Raw genomic sequence first — 17,661 nt, 5'->3', positions numbered from 1 at the left:
CACGGGCCAAACGCCCTAGTCTCTAGTGAACCGATATTTACTCCACTGGACGGGGTCACCTTATGAGCATCGATGTTGATGTCACCAACCTGGTCGGTCGGCGAGCGACAAACCGCTGGGAACGCACCAGCGTGGGCGACATTCTCGAGCGAGTCACCTGGAGCCAGCCCGACACGGAGGCGATCGTTGGCTGGGAAGGCGCGTACGGTGATGATCGATTTGCCAGGCTCACTTACCGGCAGTCCGACGACGTCGCCAACCAGGTCGCGAACGGGCTGCGGGCGGGCGGTCTCGTTCAAGGCGACCGCGTCGCGCTCTTCTGCGAAAACTCAGTTGAGGCCTACCTCGCGAAGATCGGCATCGCCAAGGCGGGCATGGTGGCCGTACCGATCAACCCTTCCCTCGCGGACGACGTAGTCACGCATCTCATTGAAAAAACCGAGCCAAAGTTCACGATTGTCGACGCCGAGCTGTGGCCACGCGCCGAAAAGTCCTTTGGCGCAACGGATCTCCGGCCGGACGTGACGATCACGATCGGCGGCGAACCGGCGCCGGGAAGTGTCTCGTTTGCCGAATTCACTGCCGGTGGATCAACCGCCGAACCGGAGGTCACCATCCACGGCGACGACATCTGGCAGATCCTCTTCACCTCCGGCACGACCGCACTGCCCAAAGGGGTGATGATCTCGCACTCCAGCACTATGTTTGCGGCGTACGGTTTCTCACTCACGCTTACCCGCGGCGTACACATCGAATCGGATGTAAGGCTCGCAACGTTCCTGCCGATCATTTATCACATCGGTGACCAGATCTTCACATTTCCGGCGTTCCTCGCGGGCGGCACGCTGGTGATCGGTCGTCGGCCGGCCGCAGATGCAATTGCCGCCGCGATCAGCGCCGAGCGGGTTACCGCGTTATGGGCCGGGTCGCCGGCGATGGTCAATGCACTGGCGGAGACGATAACCAGTAGTCCCGCAGCCTTCGACGTGAGCAGTCTGCGGGTCGTCGTCTACGGCTGGGCAGCACTGTCCCCAACGACCCTTGACGTCCTTAAAGTCCTATGCGGTAACGAACTGGTGGTGGTCGAGATCTTCGGCCAGACCGAGTCAATCAGCTGCCATCGCTTCTGGCCGGACAAATGGGACGATCTCTACCGCCGAACCGCGCCGGAGCACAACTACGTCGGAATTCCGAGCCCACTACTCGCGTCAATGCTCGTCGACCCGGCCGGCGTACCGATCGACGAGCCCGGCGTACCAGGAGAGGCCGTCTACCGTTCTCCGGCTATCACCGCCGGCTACTACCGCGACGAAGAGGCCACCAAGGACGCCTTCCGGGACGGCTGGTTCCACTCCGGCGACAGCTGCGTCTACGGCGAGGACGGCCACCGAATCATGGTCGACCGGTTTAAGGACATTGTGAAGTCCGGCGGCGAAAACGTCTCGACAATCCGGGTGGAATCAGTACTTGTACAACATCCGGCCGTCCAGCGGGCCGCGGTGATCGGCGTGCCGCACCCGCGGTGGGGTGAGGCAGTGACGGCCGTCGTCGTACCGAACGAATCGGGATACGCCGACGAGCGGTCTATTATCGCGTTCTGCCGGGACCGGCTTGCTGCCTTCGAATCCCCAAAGTCGGTGATCTTCGCCCAGGACCTCCCCGAGACCGTTGGCGGAAAGGTCCTGAAATACAAGCTGCGGAAGCAGTATCAAGGATGGTTCGAGACGAGCTGACCGGACAGGTCGATCACCTGGTCGAACTTGTCCAAGTACTCGAGGTCGTGCGTGGCCACCAGCAACGCCTTTCCCTCCGCACTGGCAATGATGTCGTCCATCAGCGCTGCGGCGGTCGGCCGGTCGATGCCGGCAGTCGGCTCGTCGAGCAGCATGATCGGCCGGTCCGCGAGCAGCATTCGGGCAAGCGCGATGCGCTGCCGCTGTCCGCCGGACACCATGCTTCCGAACTGACCAACCCGAGTGCCCATCCCCTTTGGGAGCAGATCGATCCAGTCGCCGAGCTGCGCCCGGCGCAGTACGTCGCGGACCTGACCGTCGCTCGCGCGCGGGTCACCGAGCCGGACGTTCTCGGCGACGGTGGTGTCAAATAGGTGCGCCTGCTGGTCTCCCCACGCCGAAAGCGACCGAAGTTGGGATCCCGACAGTGTGCGCCGGTCAATGCCACCCACTTCGAAACTGCCGGCATTCGCGTCGACGAACCCCAGCAAACAGGCCACGATCGTAGACTTGCCGCACCCGCTGGGTCCGACGAGCGCGATCTTGCGGCCCGGCCTCAAGTCGACGCTGAATCCTTCTACCGCAGGGCCTTCCGCGTCCGGCCAGCGAACACTCACGTTGCTCATAGATATGCCTATCGCGTCGGCGGGTAGCGCGGTGACACGATCTGGCTCGGTCACCGGTTCGGGAGCACTGAGTACGTCGAAGATCCGCTCCGCGCTCGCCCGCGAGCTCTGTATCTGGGCGAGCGCGGGCTGGACCAGCTGTGCGAGTTCTAACAGGCCGAGCGGCAGCAGCGTAACCAAACCGGCGTTCTCCGGCGCGATCGTTCCCACTGCCAGCGCCGATGCGCTCAATGACCAGATGCCGGCTACGACGCCTGCGATACACACCATCGTCACGGCCGAGGCCATACCCGCCCGACGGGCCATCCGGGACGCCAGGCGTTCCTCATTGGCATCAGCCACGGCGACGCCGTCAAGCCAGCGGCCGGCGGCCGGCCGCAGTCCGGGGTCCGCGGCGGCAAGAATCGACTCGGTCAGGATCGAGCCGCGTTCTGCCCTCAATGCGACAAGCGCGGCTTCATCGCGACGATCGCCGGCTCCCGTGAGCGCCGGGACGACGACCGCGAACACGGCAACGACGACGAGCAGCAACAACCCGGCAGAAGGCAGGATCACTGCGGTCGTCGTAATTGCCGCAGCAAAGACGAGCGCGGTGGATGCCAACGGCACCAGCGATCTAGTGATCAGGCTCGCGAGCGAGTCGACATCGCCGATCAGCCGAGTCAGCAAGTCGCCACGGCGCCACAGTTGGCCGCTCGGAGCGAGTCGCTCAAGGTGGTCGTACAGGCGCAGCCGGACCACGCCGAGCGCCTCAAATGCCGCCTCGTGCGCGCCGAGTCGTTCGACGTAGCGGAACACTCCCCTGCTGATGCCGAAGAAGCGGACCGCGACCACGGCCACCATCAACTGCAGCACCGGAGGGTGAGACGACGCCCGCACAATCAGCCAAGCAGAGACGGCTAGCAACGCGATCGCGGACCCGCTGGCGAGGGTTGCCACGAGAATCGCGATCAGCAGCCGGCCCCATGCCGGACGCACAAGGCGCAGCAATTGCGGCACGTACGTCGTCATACTCGCGCCACCGCGCCCAGGTCGATGACCTGATCAGCGACGTCCCGCGTCGCGTCACGATGCCCCGCGATCACGATCGTCCGACCCGCGAACTCCTGCCGGATCCGCTGCAGCACAAGATATTCGGTGCGATGGTCCAGCGCCGACGTCGCCTCGTCGAGCAGGAGTAACTGAGGGCGAGCGGCGACGGCGCGCGCGATTGCAAGCCGCTGGCGCTGGCCCTGCGACCACTCTGGCGCGCCCTCGCGCAGCATGGTGTCCGCGCCTCGGGGCAGCTGCATAACGAACTCGGCGAGTCCGGCGACGTACAAGGCATGGTCGACGCGCTCAGCGCTGCCCGAGCTCAACATCCGGATATTGTCGGCGACGGTACCAGCGGGTATATATGGTGACTGCGCAACGTATCCGGTCTGCGCAGACCAAGCCGCCCTTTCGAGCAGGTCCAGGGGCGTCGCATCGATGAGCACCTCTCCCGATGTCGATTGCAGCACGCCGGCAATCAGGTTGAGCGCGGTGCTTTTACCGACGCCACTCGGACCGGCCAGCAAGGTTGTGTCGCCGGCACGGCAGGTGAAATCCGGAAGACGCACCGGGGCACGTGCACCGGCGTACTGCACCGCTATATCTCTCAGCGTGATCGTCGTCCATCGACTCGGCACAGCCGCGTGCCCCGAATGGCATACCGGCTGGTCGAGTATCGCGAAGATCGCCTCTGCCGCAGTTAAACCATCGACGCTGGCGTGAAAATGTGTGCCCACCGCACGCAGCGCCAGGTAGGCCTCCGGCGCGACTAGCAGGACGGTCAGGCCAGTGTGCAGGTCGAGGCTGCCGGACACCAGTCGCAGCCCGATGGACACCGCGACCAGAGCTACAGACAGTGTCGCCAGCAACTCCAGGACCAGTGCCGACAAAAATGCGATCCGTAGCGTCTTCATCGTTGCCGACTTGTGCTCTGCGTCGGTACGCCGGATCAGCTCGGCTTGCGCGCGCGAACGGCCAAACGCCTTCAGCGTCGTCAATCCGGTGACGACATCGGTAAACCGGTGGGCAAGGACGTCAAGCAACCGGTACTGCCGGTGCGCGGTCTTCTGCGTATGCCATCCGACCAGCGCCATGAACATCGGGATGAGCGGGATCGTCACTGCGATCACGATCGCAGACTCGACGTCCTGAAACCCGAGATAGACGACAATGCCCAGCGGCACCATCGTCGCGAGTACCAGCTGCGGCAGGTAGCGGGCGGCGTACGTCTCGAGGCCGGCAACCCCGGTCGTGGCCAAGTTGATCAACCGCGCCGGGCTGCGGTCCACCATCGCTGCACGGTCCTCCGTCGTCACGCGGGTGAGCAGCGCACGTCGTATCTGACTGGTCATCCGCACGGCCGTCCGACGCGGAAAGTATTCGGCGTACCAGGCGATCGCGGCCCGCGCCACAACAATGACCAGCAACGCGACCACGCCGCCGGTCATTGTCGCAGCGCTCCCCCCGCGCACCACGTGCGCGACCAGTCCGGCCAGCACGACGGCGTACCCGATCGTGGCCGCCGTACCGGCCAGTCCTACTCCGGCCGCGCCGGCAAGCAGTCCCCTAGTGGCGCCGGCATAGCGCAGCAGCCGTGGATCGAGCGGCCTCATCGGCTCGGCGCCGGCGCGGACGGGTCCGGGTCGGCCGGGATGTGCTTGATGCTGATGCGTTTGCGGAACACCCAATAGGTCCAGCCCTGATAGGCGATGACCACCGGAGTCATGATGGCCGCGACCCACGTCATCACGTGCAGCGTGTACGGCGAGGACGCTGCCGCCACCGCCGTCAGGTTGAACTGCGGATCGGTTGAGGGCATCACATTGGGATAGAGCGCGACGAAGATTGCCAGCGTCATGAAGGCGATTGCAACCCCCATCGCAACAAACGCCCATCCGTCCCGTCTTGCTTTCACAGCAGCCAGCGCGAGGGTGAGGGCGATCGCGTCGACGAGGAAGAAAACCAGTGACAACCTGTCGCCGTATGCGACCTGCGTCCAAGCGATGAAACCGCCGCCCAGCGCCATTGTCAGGGCCCCGATGCGCCACGCGAAGGTCGCGGCCCGGCGCTGCACCTCGCCGCTTGTCTTGAGGGACAGGAAAATCGCGCCGTGCAGCAAAAATACCGAGGCGAACGCCGCGCCCCCAAGTAGCGCGTAAGGACTGAACAGGTCGCCCAGACCGCCTACATAGTCATAGTTTTTGTCTAGCGGAACACCACGCACGATGTTGGCGAACACGACACCCCAGAGCACCGCGGAGAACCACGATCCCGCTGTAATACACCAGTCCCAACGCCGTTTCCACCGGGAGTCGGCCTTCGGCCCCTTACCTCGATATTCAAACGCGACGCCACGCACAATCAGGCCGACCAAAATCACCAGTAACGGCAGATAGAAGCCGCTGAACAGCGTGGCGTACCAATGCGGAAACGCCGCGAAGGTCGCCCCGGCCGCCACGACGAGCCAGACCTCGTTGCCGTCCCAAACCGGGCCAATCGTGTTGATCAGCTGGCGCCGCTCACGCTCGCTGCGCGAGAGAACGGGCAGCAGCATCCCCACCCCGAAGTCAAACCCTTCGAGGAAGAAGTAGCCGATCCACAGGACCGCGATCAGATAGAACCAGAAATCTACGAGTGTCATCATCAGCTCCGGTCAGTACGCGAACGACATAGGGCGGTCGGCGTCCTCGTCGTCATCGTCAGATTCGCCGGCGGGCAGCAACGGCTTCTTTTCCAGTGATGCAAGGGTTTCTTCTTCGGTCGGAGGACCCGTCCGCGCGTACTTGACCATCAGTTTCAAGTCCACCACGGCCAGTACGCCGTACAGGAGGGTAAAGACGATCAGGGAGGTGAGTACCGTCCCCGCCGATACGGTCGGCGATGCGCTGTCGGCAGTCTTCAGTAGCCCAAAGACGGTCCACGGTTGGCGACCAACTTCGGTGAAGATCCAACCGAACGAGTTGGCGAGGAACGGCGAGACCAGCGCGACGACCATCGCGCCGAGCACCCACCTGCTGCGCGGTGTCCTCCCGGAGCGCATGAGCCACAGGACAACGAAAGCGATCAATGCGGCGAGCATGCCGAACCCGATCATCAGTCGGAATCCCCAGTAGGTCACCGGGACCATCGGCAGGTAGTTGCCTGGTCCGTACTGTGCGACGTACTCCTGCTGAAGGTTATTGATGCCTTCGACCTGCCCGGTGAACGAGCCCGTGGCCATGAACGACAGCAGGTCCGGGATGCGCAAGCTAAACAGTTCCTTCGTACCGTCGAGACTGCCCCAGGTGAAAATAGAGAACGATGCCCCCGACGTCGTGTGGTAAAGCGCCTCCGCCGCGGCCATCTTCATTGGCTGTACGGCGGTCATCACCCGGGCTTGAATATCGCCGGAGATGAGGGTGGCCACCCCGCCGCCGAGCACCATCCACGAACCGAGCTTGAGCGTCGGACGGAAGACAGCGTCGTCGCGTCGGTGGACCAGATACCACGCACTGACGCAAGCCATCACCCCGCCGCCGGTCATCGCGGCACCGGCCATCACGTGCGGGAACGTCACTAGCTGCACGGGATTGAATAGCACGGCAGATATCGACGTGAGCTTCGGACGTCCATCGGAACCGATGTGGTAGCCAACCGGATGCTGCATCCAGGAGTTCGCGGCGAGGATGAAGTACGCCGAAAACGCGGTGCCGATCGCGACTAGCCAGATTGTCCATTGATGGAGCCGCGGGCTCAGACGCCCCCAACCAAAGATCCACAGCCCAAGGAACGTCGACTCCAAGAAGAATGCGATGAGTCCCTCCATCGCGAGTGGTGCGCCGAAGACGTCGCCGACAAACCGTGAGTAGTTCGACCAGTTCATGCCGAACTGAAACTCCTGCACGAGTCCCGTGACCACCCCTATCGCGAAGTTGATCAGCAGCAGCTTGCCGAAGAACTTCGACGCGCGAAGGTACTGCAACTTGCCGGTCCGGTGGTGCGCGGTCTGCAAACCGGCGACGAGCGGTGCGAGCCCGATCGTCAGCGGCACGAAGAGGAAGTGATAGACGGTCGTGATGCCGAACTGCCATCTGGCGATGGTCTCTGCGCTCACCGGCGAAACTCCGTTCAGGGCGAATTGTCGACGTCGTAGGTTCGAACGTTCGATGCACGCGAATACTACGTTGCGTAGAACTTATTGTTCTACGCTGCGTAGAGAATTGGGCTCGGAAGCTGGTTCGACCGCTATGACCCCAGCCACAACCGGCGTCCCGGCCGAGGTGAATTCGAAGAAAACGGCAGGTGGCAGGCTCAAATCGGCTTGCGTACACGCCAATTTCACGTAAACTCGGCGGAGCGATTCATATTCGGATTGCAGCCACTATCATTCCGCGCACTCCTTGCGATCGGCCCCCGGTAAGCGAGTGCAGCATGACTAAACGAAGGCCTTTACGCGTGTCCAAACTGTCTAAACTCTCCAAATCCGTCGCGGTGACAGCGTTCGTCGGTGGCATCTCGGTGCTTGGCGCCGGCGCCGCTCTCGCCGCACCTCCGACCAATCTGGCCGCCCCAGCGGTTAACCCCAATCCGGTCGCCCCCAAAGCCGCGGTGACCGTGTCCGGTACCGGCTGCCTCGATCCGAACCAGGGCACTGCCCTCGCCGAGGTGCTCCTCGGCATCAACAACCCGGACGGCTCTACCTACACCGAGACGATTCCCGCCGACGCGAATGGCGCATGGTCGACCACACTGACGGCCACCGATGCGGCGGGCGTTTACACGATCACCGCACGTTGCGACACCTACTCGGCGCAGACCTCCTATCCGAATGCGAAGATCACCGTCGCCGCCGCCGGTGGCACGACGACACCGGCCGCCAACACAGGCAACGGCAGCACGGTGAACGCCGGAACGCCAACGACGCCGACCAAGGAACTCGCGGCGACCGGTACCGACGCAACCGCGCTGCTGCCGGCCGCGGCGGGCATGCTCGCGCTTGGCGGGGTCGCGCTGTTTGCCGGCCGTCGCAAGCACGACGACTAGTAGGCCCGGCACAAACCGCTCGAGAAGGGTGGTGTGGCACAGTTTGTGCCACACCACCCTTTCTGTTGTCCCATGATTGGTATCTGCTCACCTGTGCATCGGCAGCCTGAATGACCACCGGCACCCCGCTGTTGCGGCGCCGTGGCGTGATCATCGCGCTCAGCGTTGTCGCCGTACTGTTGCTTGCCGTCGCGGTCGACCTCATCGTCCTGTCATCTCGAATCCGCGAGGTAACAGTGGCCTTCCCCAAAGCCACCGACTCGATCGACACGTGGATCGTTGTCGGTTCGGACAGTCGGGCCGACCTGCCAGCGGGCGCAAGCAGCGAACAGTTCGGCACCACGGGTGACGTACCAGGGGCCCGCGCCGACATCATCCTGATGGTGAGCCGTTATGACGACGGGACGACCAGGGTCGTATCCATCCCCCGGGACCTCGTCCTCATAGTCGACAAGGCACCGGTGCGCGCGACGTTGGCTATGCAGAAGGGTCCTCAGGGACTCATTGACGGCCTCTGTACGACGCTCAGGATTCCAGCCGATCATTTCGTGCAGATCGACTTCGGCGGATTCGTAGCGGTCGTGGACGATCTCGGCGGGATCGACGTCAACCTCCCGCACCCGATCCGTGATCCGATAACCGGGCTCGACGTGCCGAAGGCGGGCGAGGTCCATCTCGACGGACAGACCGCGCTAGCACTGGTGCGCTCGAGGACTGCCGAAGAGCTCATTAACGGCGCGTGGGTCCCGACCAGCGATGGTCCCGACCAGCGCGCGAAGTGGGGCGGCGTCGTGATGTCGAAGGTTGTCGCCAAGGCAACGTCGAAGGCCAAGAACCCCCTCGTCCTGCAAGGCCTGCTGTGGACGCTCACCGGGGCGCTGACAACAGACTCCGGCACGGGTTTGTTCGACCTGACCAGGTTGTCATCAGCCAGCGGCAACCCCACCGAGCTGCCGCATCAGAAGAGCACGTATGCGGGCACCGACATCGCCTCGCGCGCGGTACAGCCCGATGGCTCGACGTACGCCGCCCTCAAGGACGCTGGTTACGCGGAAAAATGCACTCCGGCCGGTTAGCCAAATCCGACGATGGTCTCGGTACCTGCCTCGATGAACCCGAGGGCATCGGCCAGGCGCCGCGCTCGGTCGTTATCTGAACGAGCACGCCACAGCGGGATCATGCCCTCGTCTAGCGCATCGTTCAAGGTGACGGCCGACACGACCCGCGCATGGCCCCGGCGCCGGTGACTGAGCGAGGTCAGAACGCCGACGTGCGCCAAGATCCCCTGCCATGGTTGGTATCCGGCTGCCGCAACGACCTCGTCTTGCTCTCCAAGCAGGACGAACTTCGCCGCTAGGTCCCTAAGCCCGACCTCGGCGACGTCGTCCGGTGGGCAGCCCTTCTCCAACCGCTCGACCGCGGCCGGATCGTCGGTGACGACGGCGCTCTCCAGCGCCGCGTCCTTGATATAGGTGTCGGTAAATGCCAGCGTTGCCGCGCCAATCAGCCGCGGTCGATGGTCACGAGCGATCTGCATCAGGGTGCGGGCGGCCGCAAGCTCCTCGTCGGGATACTTCTCGGCTCCTTCGAGAGCCCACTCGGGCCCAACGAGCACCGATCGACCGAACAGCGAGACCAACGACAGCGAATCGCTATCGGGCACGACATGCTCAACCCGGCGGTCGGTCGCGCCGGCGAGCGCGTCGTCCTTGAGACCTAGCATCCGGGCCCAGGCCAGACAGACAATCGCTTCGGTATTCGCATCCATCGGCCGGAAGTCTACCGGGTGAGCCATTTGTAACCGCAATCACATCTGGATCCGCTATCTTGTGTGCGGGGGCAACAACCATGTCGTTAGAACAGCTGACGCCGCGCGAACGTGCGGTGGCCGAGATCGCGCGTTCCGGCGCGTCGACGCGCATTATCGCCGAGCGACTCGTGGTCAGTGTCCGCACGGTGGAGACGCATCTCGGCACGATCTATCGCAAGCTCGGGTTGCGCAACCGTGCAGAGCTGGTCGCACTTCTTCACGCTCTGACGCCGTCCGAAAACCAACCGGGACCGGCGGCGGCAACATATCGTATGCCGGCCGAGCTGGTTGCTCCCTCGGACTTCGTCGGCCGTCAGCCAGAGCTCGAGTTGTGCCGTGACGCGATTCGCCGTGCCCGCGGCGGGCACCCGTCGACGTTGATGATCGGCGGGGAACCTGGTGTCGGCAAATCCGCCCTCGTTGCTCAAGTCGCGGCCGAAGCCTCGAGCCAAGCGGTTCGGGTGCTCGCCGGGCGCTGCGAGTCCGACTTTCGAGCGCCGTTCCGCCCGGTCACGGACGCCCTACGGCACTACCTGTCGGACCCTCGCCTTGACCTACGCGAGATCGCCGGGCCGACCGCTGGCTCGCTCGCATCAATTCTCCCGGATCTGGCCGATCGTCTTCCGGAGCCGTACACCGTCGAGGATCCGGCGACCGCTCGCCGGCAGCTGGTCGATGCGATCGTCGCCACTATCGCCTCGGCGTGCGATGCCGGACCGGTGTTGTTGATCATTGAGGACATGCACTGCGCGGACCACGCGACATTAGGGGTAGTTAGGCACATCGTCGAAAGCGCGGCAGTCGGCACGCTCGCGCTGGTTGGCACATTTCGCAACACCGAGCTGGCCCGGGAACATCCGCTGCCCGGGCTGCTCGCCAATATGTGGCGCCAGCCCTCCGTACGGCGAATTGACCTCAATGGTCTTTCGGCCGAGGAGACCGCCGAGCTAGTCGGTCGTGCGACGAGCGCCGCATCGCCGTCCGGTCTCACCCAGCTTCATAGTCGCACCGGAGGCAACCCGTTCTTTATCCGGCAGCTTCTGCGTCAGGGGTCGACCGGTGCCGCGCCGACGGGCGTTCCCGCCAGCGTAAAGGAAGTCGTCATCGATCGCGCGACCCGGCTCGGGCCTTCTGCGCTACACCTGTTGGAAACCGCTGCGGTGCTCGGTAGCGAGTTTGATATTCACCTGCTGCTTGAAATCATGAGCGCGGCGGAAGAACGCGCGGCGGTGACGCTAACGATCGAGGACCTCGAAAACGCCGGCACCGCACGGTTCATCACCGAGCTGCCCGAGGCGCCTGGGCGGTTCCGGTTCGTCCATGAGCTCGTGCGCGAGGCATTCATCGAGCAGCTCAGCGCGCTCAGTAATGCGAGACTCCACCAGTTGGCCGGACACGCTGTATTGAAGCTGCACTCGACCGACATATCCGAGCATTTGATCGCGTTGGCCGCACATTTCCACGCCGCCGTACCGCTTGGTGACGGTCTGCTCGCCGCCGAGTATGCAGCGGCCGCGGCACGTCAGGCAATCGAGTCCCTCGCGCCCGAAGATGCGCTGAGACTCGCGGCGCTGGGACTAGCCGACTTGCCTAAAGACTCGGGGCAAGACCGCCTCCGGCTCGATCTACTTCTGATCGAGGTCGACGCGAGCGCTACGCGAATGGACCTAGTAGCGCACCAGCGTGCGATGTTCGACGCGATCGAGGTTGCCCGCCGTATCGGCGACCCGGTCGCGCTGGCCCGCACGCTCGACCGGCACACGGTGCTGCCCGCGATGGGATCGATCGACGAGGAGTTGCTCGCGGTCAAGCTAGAAGCGATAGACGCACTTGGGGAGCATCCGAGCCCGCTGCGCACCCGGTTGCTGGCGAGCGCTTCCTATCAACGCACGATCGGAGGCCACGGCTGGCGCGCGGCCGACCAAGCGCGGCAGGCCGTACGCGATGCCCGCACGTTGCGCGATCCGGACGGCGTTATCGCCGGTCTCTATGCCCTCGCGGCCGCGCGACTCGGCGGTCCCGACCTTGGCGCCCAGATGGAGGTGGCCGAGGAACTGACGACGCTAGGACTACCCAAAATGGACCTCGCCCCGGAGCGCGACGGCCGCCGATTCCGCGCGGTCTTGGCGCTCGCGGGCGGCGACCGCGGCGGTTTCGAGGCAGACGGCGTCAGCCTGTCCCAAGTTGGCAACGCCCGTGGCTCGGTGTTCATTCGGAGTCTTTCAGCCGAATGGAGCACGCTCGGGGCGCTGCTCGATGGCGACCTGGACCGGGCCGAGAGTCTGGCGAATGCGACGGTCGCCCTTGCTGCCGATGACCCCAATTTTCTTCTGGGTTGGTTAGCACAGCTCGCCGCTATCCGCGTCGAACAGGACCGCGCGGGCGAGTTCGTCCCCCTGGCCGATGGGACTCTTGCCGAGCATCCGCACCTACTCGTGGTGCGGGCTCTGTGCGCCGGCCTACACACCGAAGCGGGCGACCTCGAAGGTGGCCGAGCACTCGTCGCGTCGATAGTCGCGGACGGATTTGATGCCGTGGGCGAAGACTGGTTGCGTCCGGCGACGCTCGGATATCTCGCACCCGTCGTGCGCGACTGCTTCGGACCGATGGCCTGCCAGTCGTTGGCCGGACTGCTAGCGCCGTACTCTGGGCAGTTGCTCGTTGCCGGCGCGGGTGCACTGGTACTCGGTGCAGCAGATCACTTCCGCGGATTGCTACTTTCGGCCGCGGGCCCGATGCATTGGCAGAGGGCCGCGGATGCGTTTGCGGCGGCGACCGACCTCGCGGACAGGGTGGGCGGCCGTGCACTCGCGGCCCACACCCACATCGAGCACGCCCGCCATCTGCTTGGTCGCGGTTCCCCGACTGACAGGGCCGACGCCGCGACATTGCTGGAGAAGTCCCGGGTCGACGGCAAAAGACTTGGGCTGACCCGCGTGAGCCGTCTGGTCGAGGACATCACAGGCGCAGTGGCCTCACCGCACGCGCGACTCGCCAACGACGCTGGTGCTACGAGCGGGTGACATCGCGACGACTCGTTGGATGACACCGCCGCCAAGCTCGTAAAGTACGCATCCAGTCGCACACCATTTTTCGCCTGTCGTTACTTCATGAAATGCGATGCTCCGGTCATTTGAATGGACAAATAGACTCTGTAACCTCACCGAGTAACTGCCGCCCGTCTGTTCGATGAGACCTGTCAAGAAGAGCAACACATGATTTCGGCCCTCTAGCCGGTCCGGGCACGCGATGACGAAATCCGGCGCCAGGGTCGCCTTGGGGTTGAGCCAGCGGACATCCTCCGCAAGCGCCAGCCCGACCCGCGACATGTCTCGCAGCTCCAGCGAGCGATACATGCCGCGGATCACCTCATCGCCACATGGGATTTCGAGCATGCCGATCCTTTCGTACCGATAGGGACCCGGACCAGGTGCGGTATCGCGTCAGGACGTAAGCGACATCGATGTCGTCACCAGCGACAACGCGGCCACCGGATCCCCGTTCGCGACATCAATGCTCGTCGGCGGCCCGTAGAGCACAATCGACCAGAACTGCTGTCCATGCTGGAAAACAACGACGATATCGGATTCGGCAGCGTTGGCGAGCTTGAACAGTTTGCCTGGATCCTGGGCGGTCCCGGCCTTGAGGTCCGACTCGCTGCCGGCGACTACTTGAAGGTTTAGTTTGTTCACCAGGTTGCTTGCGACCTGACCGGCAACCGTTTGGAGAGGCTCACCAGCGGTCGAGGTCGGCGTGCCCGCTGCAGAAATCGTAATGCCGACCGAAGGGTCCGCCGCCGTCAAGTCCATCTCGGTGCCGGAGGTCTTGGCCGAGTAGCCGGACGGGAGGGCAACCGAGTAGCTATCGGTCGAGGCAATATTTGCATCTTGCGAACTGCCAGATTGCGCATCGGCCGGTGGCGCGGTTGCGGCGGCCGGTGGCGCGGCAGCCACCTGGGACTTCGGAGCAACGGAGCCCGACGCGACCGTTGGCTTGGGCGTGGCCGGGTGACTGCTACCGCCCGATACCGCGAAATACAGGCCTACACCGCCACCAACCAGCACAAGCGCCCCCACCACCGCGCCGATCAGAAACTTCTTTGATCCGTTGGGCCGTGGAGGAATCGTGGTCGGGCCGCCCTGCCAGCCGCCCTGATTCGGGGGTTGCTGCGGCGGCGTGGGAAAGGCCGGTGGCATCGCGTTCGGGGACGGGTACTGCGACGGAAGCTGAGACATGGCTGATCCTTTCCGGATCTGTCCCGGGCGCTTGACCGGTTTGTGTACGCCCGCGTCAACCAATCGTGGGCGCAGGCAACCGTCGGTGCATCAGGGAAAACCCGGAACTTCCGCTACGTAGTCTGCGTAACGTCGCGAAGACTTAGCGTCCGAGGTCGGACAGCTGAATGCCGAGGGCACCGAGCTTGGCTGCCCCTCCGTCTTCGGCGGTCAGCACCCACGGGCCGGTATCGGTGAGCGCGAAAGAATGCTCGAAGTGCGCCGCCCACGAACCGTCGACCGTTTCCACTGTCCAGCCGTCGGCAAGTTCACGGGTGTCCGCAGAGCCCAGAGTCACCATAGGCTCAATCGCGAGCGCCATCCCCTTGACCAGCTTCGGTCCGCGGCCAGGTTTGCCATAGTTGAGCACGTGCGGATCCTGATGCATCTCGGTACCGATGCCATGGCCGCCGTACATCTCCACGATGCCGTACTCATGATCGTGGGCGGCCTCGAAGTCCATAATGCAGCGCTCGACGGCGTGCGAAATGTCGGTGAGCCGGCCACCGATCCGGGCTGCGGCGAACCCGGCCCACATCGAGGCTTCGGTGACCTCCAACAGCCGCTGCTGCTCGGTGGTGATCTCGCCGACGCCGATGGTGATCGCGGAGTCGCCATGCCAGCCATCGACGATCGCACCGCAGTCGATCGATATCAGGTCGCCCTCGGCGAGGACCTTGTCCGGCCGCGGGATCCCGTGCACTACTTCGTCGTTGATCGACGCGCAGATTGAGCCGGTGAAACCCAGGTAGCCGAGGAATGATGGGATGGCACCGGACGACCGGATCACATCCTCGGCGATCGTATCGAGCTCAAGTGTCGACACTCCCGGACGTACGGCATCACGGGTAGCGGCCAGAGCTGCGGCCACGACAAGACCGGCTTCACGCATCTTGAAAATCTGCTCGTCAGACTTAAGCTGGATCATCTGCCTGCGAGCCTTCTTCACAAATGAGGGTTGCCACATGGTCGTTCAACGGACGGTAGGCCGTCAGTCGCGCGGCGGTACGCCCGCCAGGGCGTCGAGTGCACGCTGGGTTACGTCACTGACCTCGCCGGTGCCGTTGATGGGGTGCACCAGGCCACGCGGCGTGTAGAACTCGACCAGCGGCGCGGTCTCCTTGGCGTAGACGTCCAGCCTGCGGCGTACCGTCTCTGGCTTGTCGTCGTCACGCTGCTGCAGCTTGCCGCCGCAGTCGGGGCACGCACTGTCCTCGGTGATCTCGCCACCGAGCGCGAAGATGTGACCGCAGTCGGCACAGGTACGCCGGCCCGACAGCCGATGAACGATCTCATCGTTGGGAACCTGGATCTCCAGTACGCCGTCCAGCGGCTTACCAACTTCGGTCAAGAACTGATCTAGGCCCTCGGCTTGTACGACGGTCCGCGGGAACCCGTCGAGCAGGTAGCCGTGCGAGACGTCGTCTTGACCAAGCCGATCCTTCACCATCGCCACGGTGACTTCGTCGGGCACCAGGTCCCCTGAGTCCATGTATTTCTTGGCCAGTACGCCGAGTTCGGTACCCTGCCCGACGTTGGCGCGGAAGATGTCGCCGGTTGAGATCTGGGGTACGCCGAGGCGTTCGGCTAACAGTTTGGCCTGGGTTCCCTTGCCCGCTCCCGGCGGGCCCAACAGCACGACTCTCATTAGCGTAAGAACCCTTCATAACTGCGTTGCTGTAGCTGGCTTTCGATCTGCTTCACCGTCTCCAGGGCCACACCAACGAGAATGAGCACCGCGGTGCCGCCGAACGGGAAGTTCTGTGCGCCGCTCGGTCCGGTCAGGGTCAGCAGAAGGTTAGGCAGGATGGCCACGACGCCCAGGTACAGCGAGCCAGGCAGCGTGATCCGGTTAAGGACGTAGTTGAGGTATTCGGCCGTCGGTCGTCCAGGGCGGATGCCTGGGATGAACCCGCCGTACCGCTTCATGTCGTCGGCGCGCTCTTCAGGGTTGAAGGTGATCGCCACGTAGAAGTAGGCGAAGAACACGATCAGGAGCAGATAGAGCAGGATGTGCACCCAGCTGCCCTGGTTGATCACGTAGTTCTCGAAGAACCGGCGTATCGTGCCGGGCGCCTTGGACTGGTCCTGAAGCTGGGTGATCAGCTGCGGGATATACAAGAGCGACGAAGCGAAGATGACCGGGATAACGCCGGACTGGTTGACCTTGAGCGGCAGGTACGTCGACGTCCCGCCGTACATCTTCCGGCCGATCATTCGTTTGGCGTACTGCACGGGGATACGCCGCTGCGCTTGCTCGATATAGACGACCACGACGATGACCACCAACGCCAGCAGAATCATCATGATCAGGATGGTCGAACCGCGGCTGGCGATCGAGGCGCCTTCGGTCGGGATACGGGCCGCGATCGAGGCGGCCATGAGCAGGGACATGCCGTTGCCGATGCCCTTTTCGGTGAGCAACTCGCCAAACCACATGATCACCGTGGCACCGGCCGTCATCGTCAGCACCAGGATGACGTACGAGAAGATCGAGTCCTTGTTCGCCAGGATCGGGAACTTGGCGGGATCGCAGCCCGGGAACAGCTGACCGGACCGGGCCAGCGCAATGATGCCGGTGGCCTGCAGTACGGCGAGGCCGATCGTCAGGTAACGGGTGTACTGCGTGAGCTTGTTCTGCCCGCTCTGCCCCTCTTTTTTGAGCATCTCAAACCGCGGGATCACCACGACCAGCAGCTGGATGATGATGCTCGCGGTGATGTACGGCATGATGCCGAGCGCGAAGACGGACAGCTGAAGCAGCGCGCCGCCGGAGAAGAGGTTGACCAGTGAGTAGACGTCCGCCTGACTCTGCGAGAGCCGACTCGGGTCGAGGCACTCGTTGATGTTTTTCAGCAGTACGCCGGGCGCCGGGATGTGGGCACCTAGCCGGTAGAGGGCGATGATCGCCAGCGAGAAGAGGATCTTCTTGCGGAGATCGGGCGTCTTAAACGCTGTCCCGAACGCCTTGAGCACTAAGGTTCCTCCTGCGCTGTAGGCGGCTGCCCGCCTACGCGGGCGCACCTATGAGTTCAAATCAGTTACTCGAGACCATCGTGGCGTCTCTCGAGCTGTTTATTAAGTGCCGAGGGGCCGACGTACAACGGAGCGTCCGCCACGTCGCAAGCCAACCTGCAGCACTCGACTTTAACGCATGGTGCCCG

General features: G+C 63.9%; 14 protein-coding genes. 4 read left to right on the top strand and 10 right to left on the bottom strand.

From position 1 onward, the window contains the following. The first annotated feature begins 62 nt into the window (after window positions 1-62). Window positions 63-1,733 (top strand): AMP-binding protein, encoded by a 1,671-nt coding sequence (locus tag CLV47_RS10615; protein WP_106348996.1) that lies wholly within the window; start codon window positions 63-65, stop codon window positions 1,731-1,733. Here CLV47_RS10615 and cydC read toward each other — a convergent pair. Genes cydC through CLV47_RS10595 form a run of 4 tightly spaced genes read right to left on the bottom strand, consistent with a single transcriptional unit; the run spans window position 1,709 to window position 7,484 of the window. Next, window positions 1,709-3,370: a thiol reductant ABC exporter subunit CydC gene (gene cydC, locus CLV47_RS10610; RefSeq protein ID WP_106348995.1), complete on the bottom strand. Its 1,662-nt coding sequence runs from the start codon at window positions 3,368-3,370 to the stop codon at window positions 1,709-1,711. The genes CLV47_RS10615 and cydC overlap by 25 nt on opposite strands. Beyond that, window positions 3,367-5,004 carry a thiol reductant ABC exporter subunit CydD gene (cydD, locus tag CLV47_RS10605; protein ID WP_106348994.1) on the bottom strand — a complete coding sequence of 546 codons (1,638 nt, stop codon included), beginning with the start codon at window positions 5,002-5,004 and terminating at the stop codon, window positions 3,367-3,369. Before cydD ends, cydC begins: the two co-directional genes overlap by 4 nt. Further along, on the bottom strand, window positions 5,001-6,032 hold the full coding sequence (gene cydB, locus CLV47_RS10600; protein WP_106349045.1) for a cytochrome d ubiquinol oxidase subunit II: 1,032 nt from the start codon (window positions 6,030-6,032) through the stop codon (window positions 5,001-5,003). Before cydB ends, cydD begins: the two co-directional genes overlap by 4 nt. Window positions 6,033-6,044: 12 nt before the next feature. Next, window positions 6,045-7,484 (bottom strand): cytochrome ubiquinol oxidase subunit I, encoded by a 1,440-nt coding sequence (locus tag CLV47_RS10595; RefSeq protein WP_106348993.1) that lies wholly within the window; start codon window positions 7,482-7,484, stop codon window positions 6,045-6,047. A gap of 341 nt (window positions 7,485-7,825) precedes the next feature. Here CLV47_RS10595 and CLV47_RS10590 point away from each other — a divergent pair, with 341 nt between their 5' ends. Beyond that, window positions 7,826-8,413, top strand: a complete 588-nt coding sequence (locus CLV47_RS10590; protein ID WP_170111031.1) for an LPXTG cell wall anchor domain-containing protein — start codon at window positions 7,826-7,828, stop codon at window positions 8,411-8,413. 110 nt (window positions 8,414-8,523) lie between these two features. Next, window positions 8,524-9,489, top strand: coding sequence for an LCP family protein (locus CLV47_RS10585; protein ID WP_106348991.1), 966 nt, complete (start codon window positions 8,524-8,526; stop codon window positions 9,487-9,489). On the opposite strand, the gene CLV47_RS10580 is transcribed toward CLV47_RS10585, so the two are convergent. Beyond that, entirely contained in the window at window positions 9,486-10,181 is a 696-nt protein-coding gene (locus CLV47_RS10580) for a GNAT family N-acetyltransferase (protein WP_170111030.1), read from the bottom strand. The genes CLV47_RS10585 and CLV47_RS10580 overlap by 4 nt on opposite strands. Window positions 10,182-10,261: 80 nt before the next feature. Here CLV47_RS10580 and CLV47_RS10575 point away from each other — a divergent pair, with 80 nt between their 5' ends. Further along, window positions 10,262-13,246 (top strand): ATP-binding protein, encoded by a 2,985-nt coding sequence (locus tag CLV47_RS10575; RefSeq protein WP_106348989.1) that lies wholly within the window; start codon window positions 10,262-10,264, stop codon window positions 13,244-13,246. Here CLV47_RS10575 and CLV47_RS10570 read toward each other — a convergent pair. From CLV47_RS10570 to secY, 5 genes are all read right to left on the bottom strand, one after another. Then, entirely contained in the window at window positions 13,199-13,618 is a 420-nt protein-coding gene (locus CLV47_RS10570) for a nuclear transport factor 2-like protein (protein WP_106348988.1), read from the bottom strand. The genes CLV47_RS10575 and CLV47_RS10570 overlap by 48 nt on opposite strands. A 48-nt stretch (window positions 13,619-13,666) precedes the next feature. Next, window positions 13,667-14,458 (bottom strand): hypothetical protein, encoded by a 792-nt coding sequence (locus CLV47_RS10565; RefSeq protein WP_146135354.1) that lies wholly within the window; start codon window positions 14,456-14,458, stop codon window positions 13,667-13,669. 142 nt (window positions 14,459-14,600) lie between these two features. Beyond that, entirely contained in the window at window positions 14,601-15,464 is an 864-nt protein-coding gene (gene map, locus CLV47_RS10560) for a type I methionyl aminopeptidase (RefSeq protein WP_238145317.1), read from the bottom strand. Window positions 15,465-15,488: 24 nt separating this feature from the next. After that, on the bottom strand, window positions 15,489-16,145 hold the full coding sequence (locus tag CLV47_RS10555) for an adenylate kinase (protein WP_106348986.1): 657 nt from the start codon (window positions 16,143-16,145) through the stop codon (window positions 15,489-15,491). Then, entirely contained in the window at window positions 16,145-17,473 is a 1,329-nt protein-coding gene (gene secY / locus CLV47_RS10550; protein WP_106348985.1) for a preprotein translocase subunit SecY, read from the bottom strand. The genes CLV47_RS10555 and secY overlap by 1 nt, the downstream gene beginning before the upstream one ends. Window positions 17,474-17,661: the final 188 nt, after the last annotated feature.

The sequence above is a fragment of the Antricoccus suffuscus genome (assembly GCF_003003235.1).
Classification (GTDB): domain Bacteria; phylum Actinomycetota; class Actinomycetes; order Mycobacteriales; family Antricoccaceae; genus Antricoccus; species Antricoccus suffuscus.
This window is presented reverse-complemented; position numbering and strand designations above follow the sequence as displayed.

What these genes read in the sequence shown, in the direction of transcription:
- CLV47_RS10615 (WP_106348996.1), top strand. Translation starts at nt 63, where the DNA reads ATGAGCATCGATGTTGATGTCACCAACCTGGTCGGTCGGCGAGCGACA.
- cydC (WP_106348995.1), bottom strand. Translation starts at nt 3,370, where the DNA reads ATGACGACGTACGTGCCGCAATTGCTGCGCCTTGTGCGTCCGGCATGG.
- cydD (WP_106348994.1), bottom strand. Translation starts at nt 5,004, where the DNA reads ATGAGGCCGCTCGATCCACGGCTGCTGCGCTATGCCGGCGCCACTAGG.
- cydB (WP_106349045.1), bottom strand. Translation starts at nt 6,032, where the DNA reads ATGACACTCGTAGATTTCTGGTTCTATCTGATCGCGGTCCTGTGGATC.
- CLV47_RS10585 (WP_106348991.1), top strand. Translation starts at nt 8,524, where the DNA reads ATGACCACCGGCACCCCGCTGTTGCGGCGCCGTGGCGTGATCATCGCG.
- CLV47_RS10580 (WP_170111030.1), bottom strand. Translation starts at nt 10,181, where the DNA reads ATGGATGCGAATACCGAAGCGATTGTCTGTCTGGCCTGGGCCCGGATG.
- CLV47_RS10575 (WP_106348989.1), top strand. Translation starts at nt 10,262, where the DNA reads ATGTCGTTAGAACAGCTGACGCCGCGCGAACGTGCGGTGGCCGAGATC.
- CLV47_RS10570 (WP_106348988.1), bottom strand. Translation starts at nt 13,618, where the DNA reads ATGCTCGAAATCCCATGTGGCGATGAGGTGATCCGCGGCATGTATCGC.
- CLV47_RS10565 (WP_146135354.1), bottom strand. Translation starts at nt 14,458, where the DNA reads ATGTCTCAGCTTCCGTCGCAGTACCCGTCCCCGAACGCGATGCCACCG.
- map (WP_238145317.1), bottom strand. Translation starts at nt 15,464, where the DNA reads ATGTGGCAACCCTCATTTGTGAAGAAGGCTCGCAGGCAGATGATCCAG.
- CLV47_RS10555 (WP_106348986.1), bottom strand. Translation starts at nt 16,145, where the DNA reads ATGAGAGTCGTGCTGTTGGGCCCGCCGGGAGCGGGCAAGGGAACCCAG.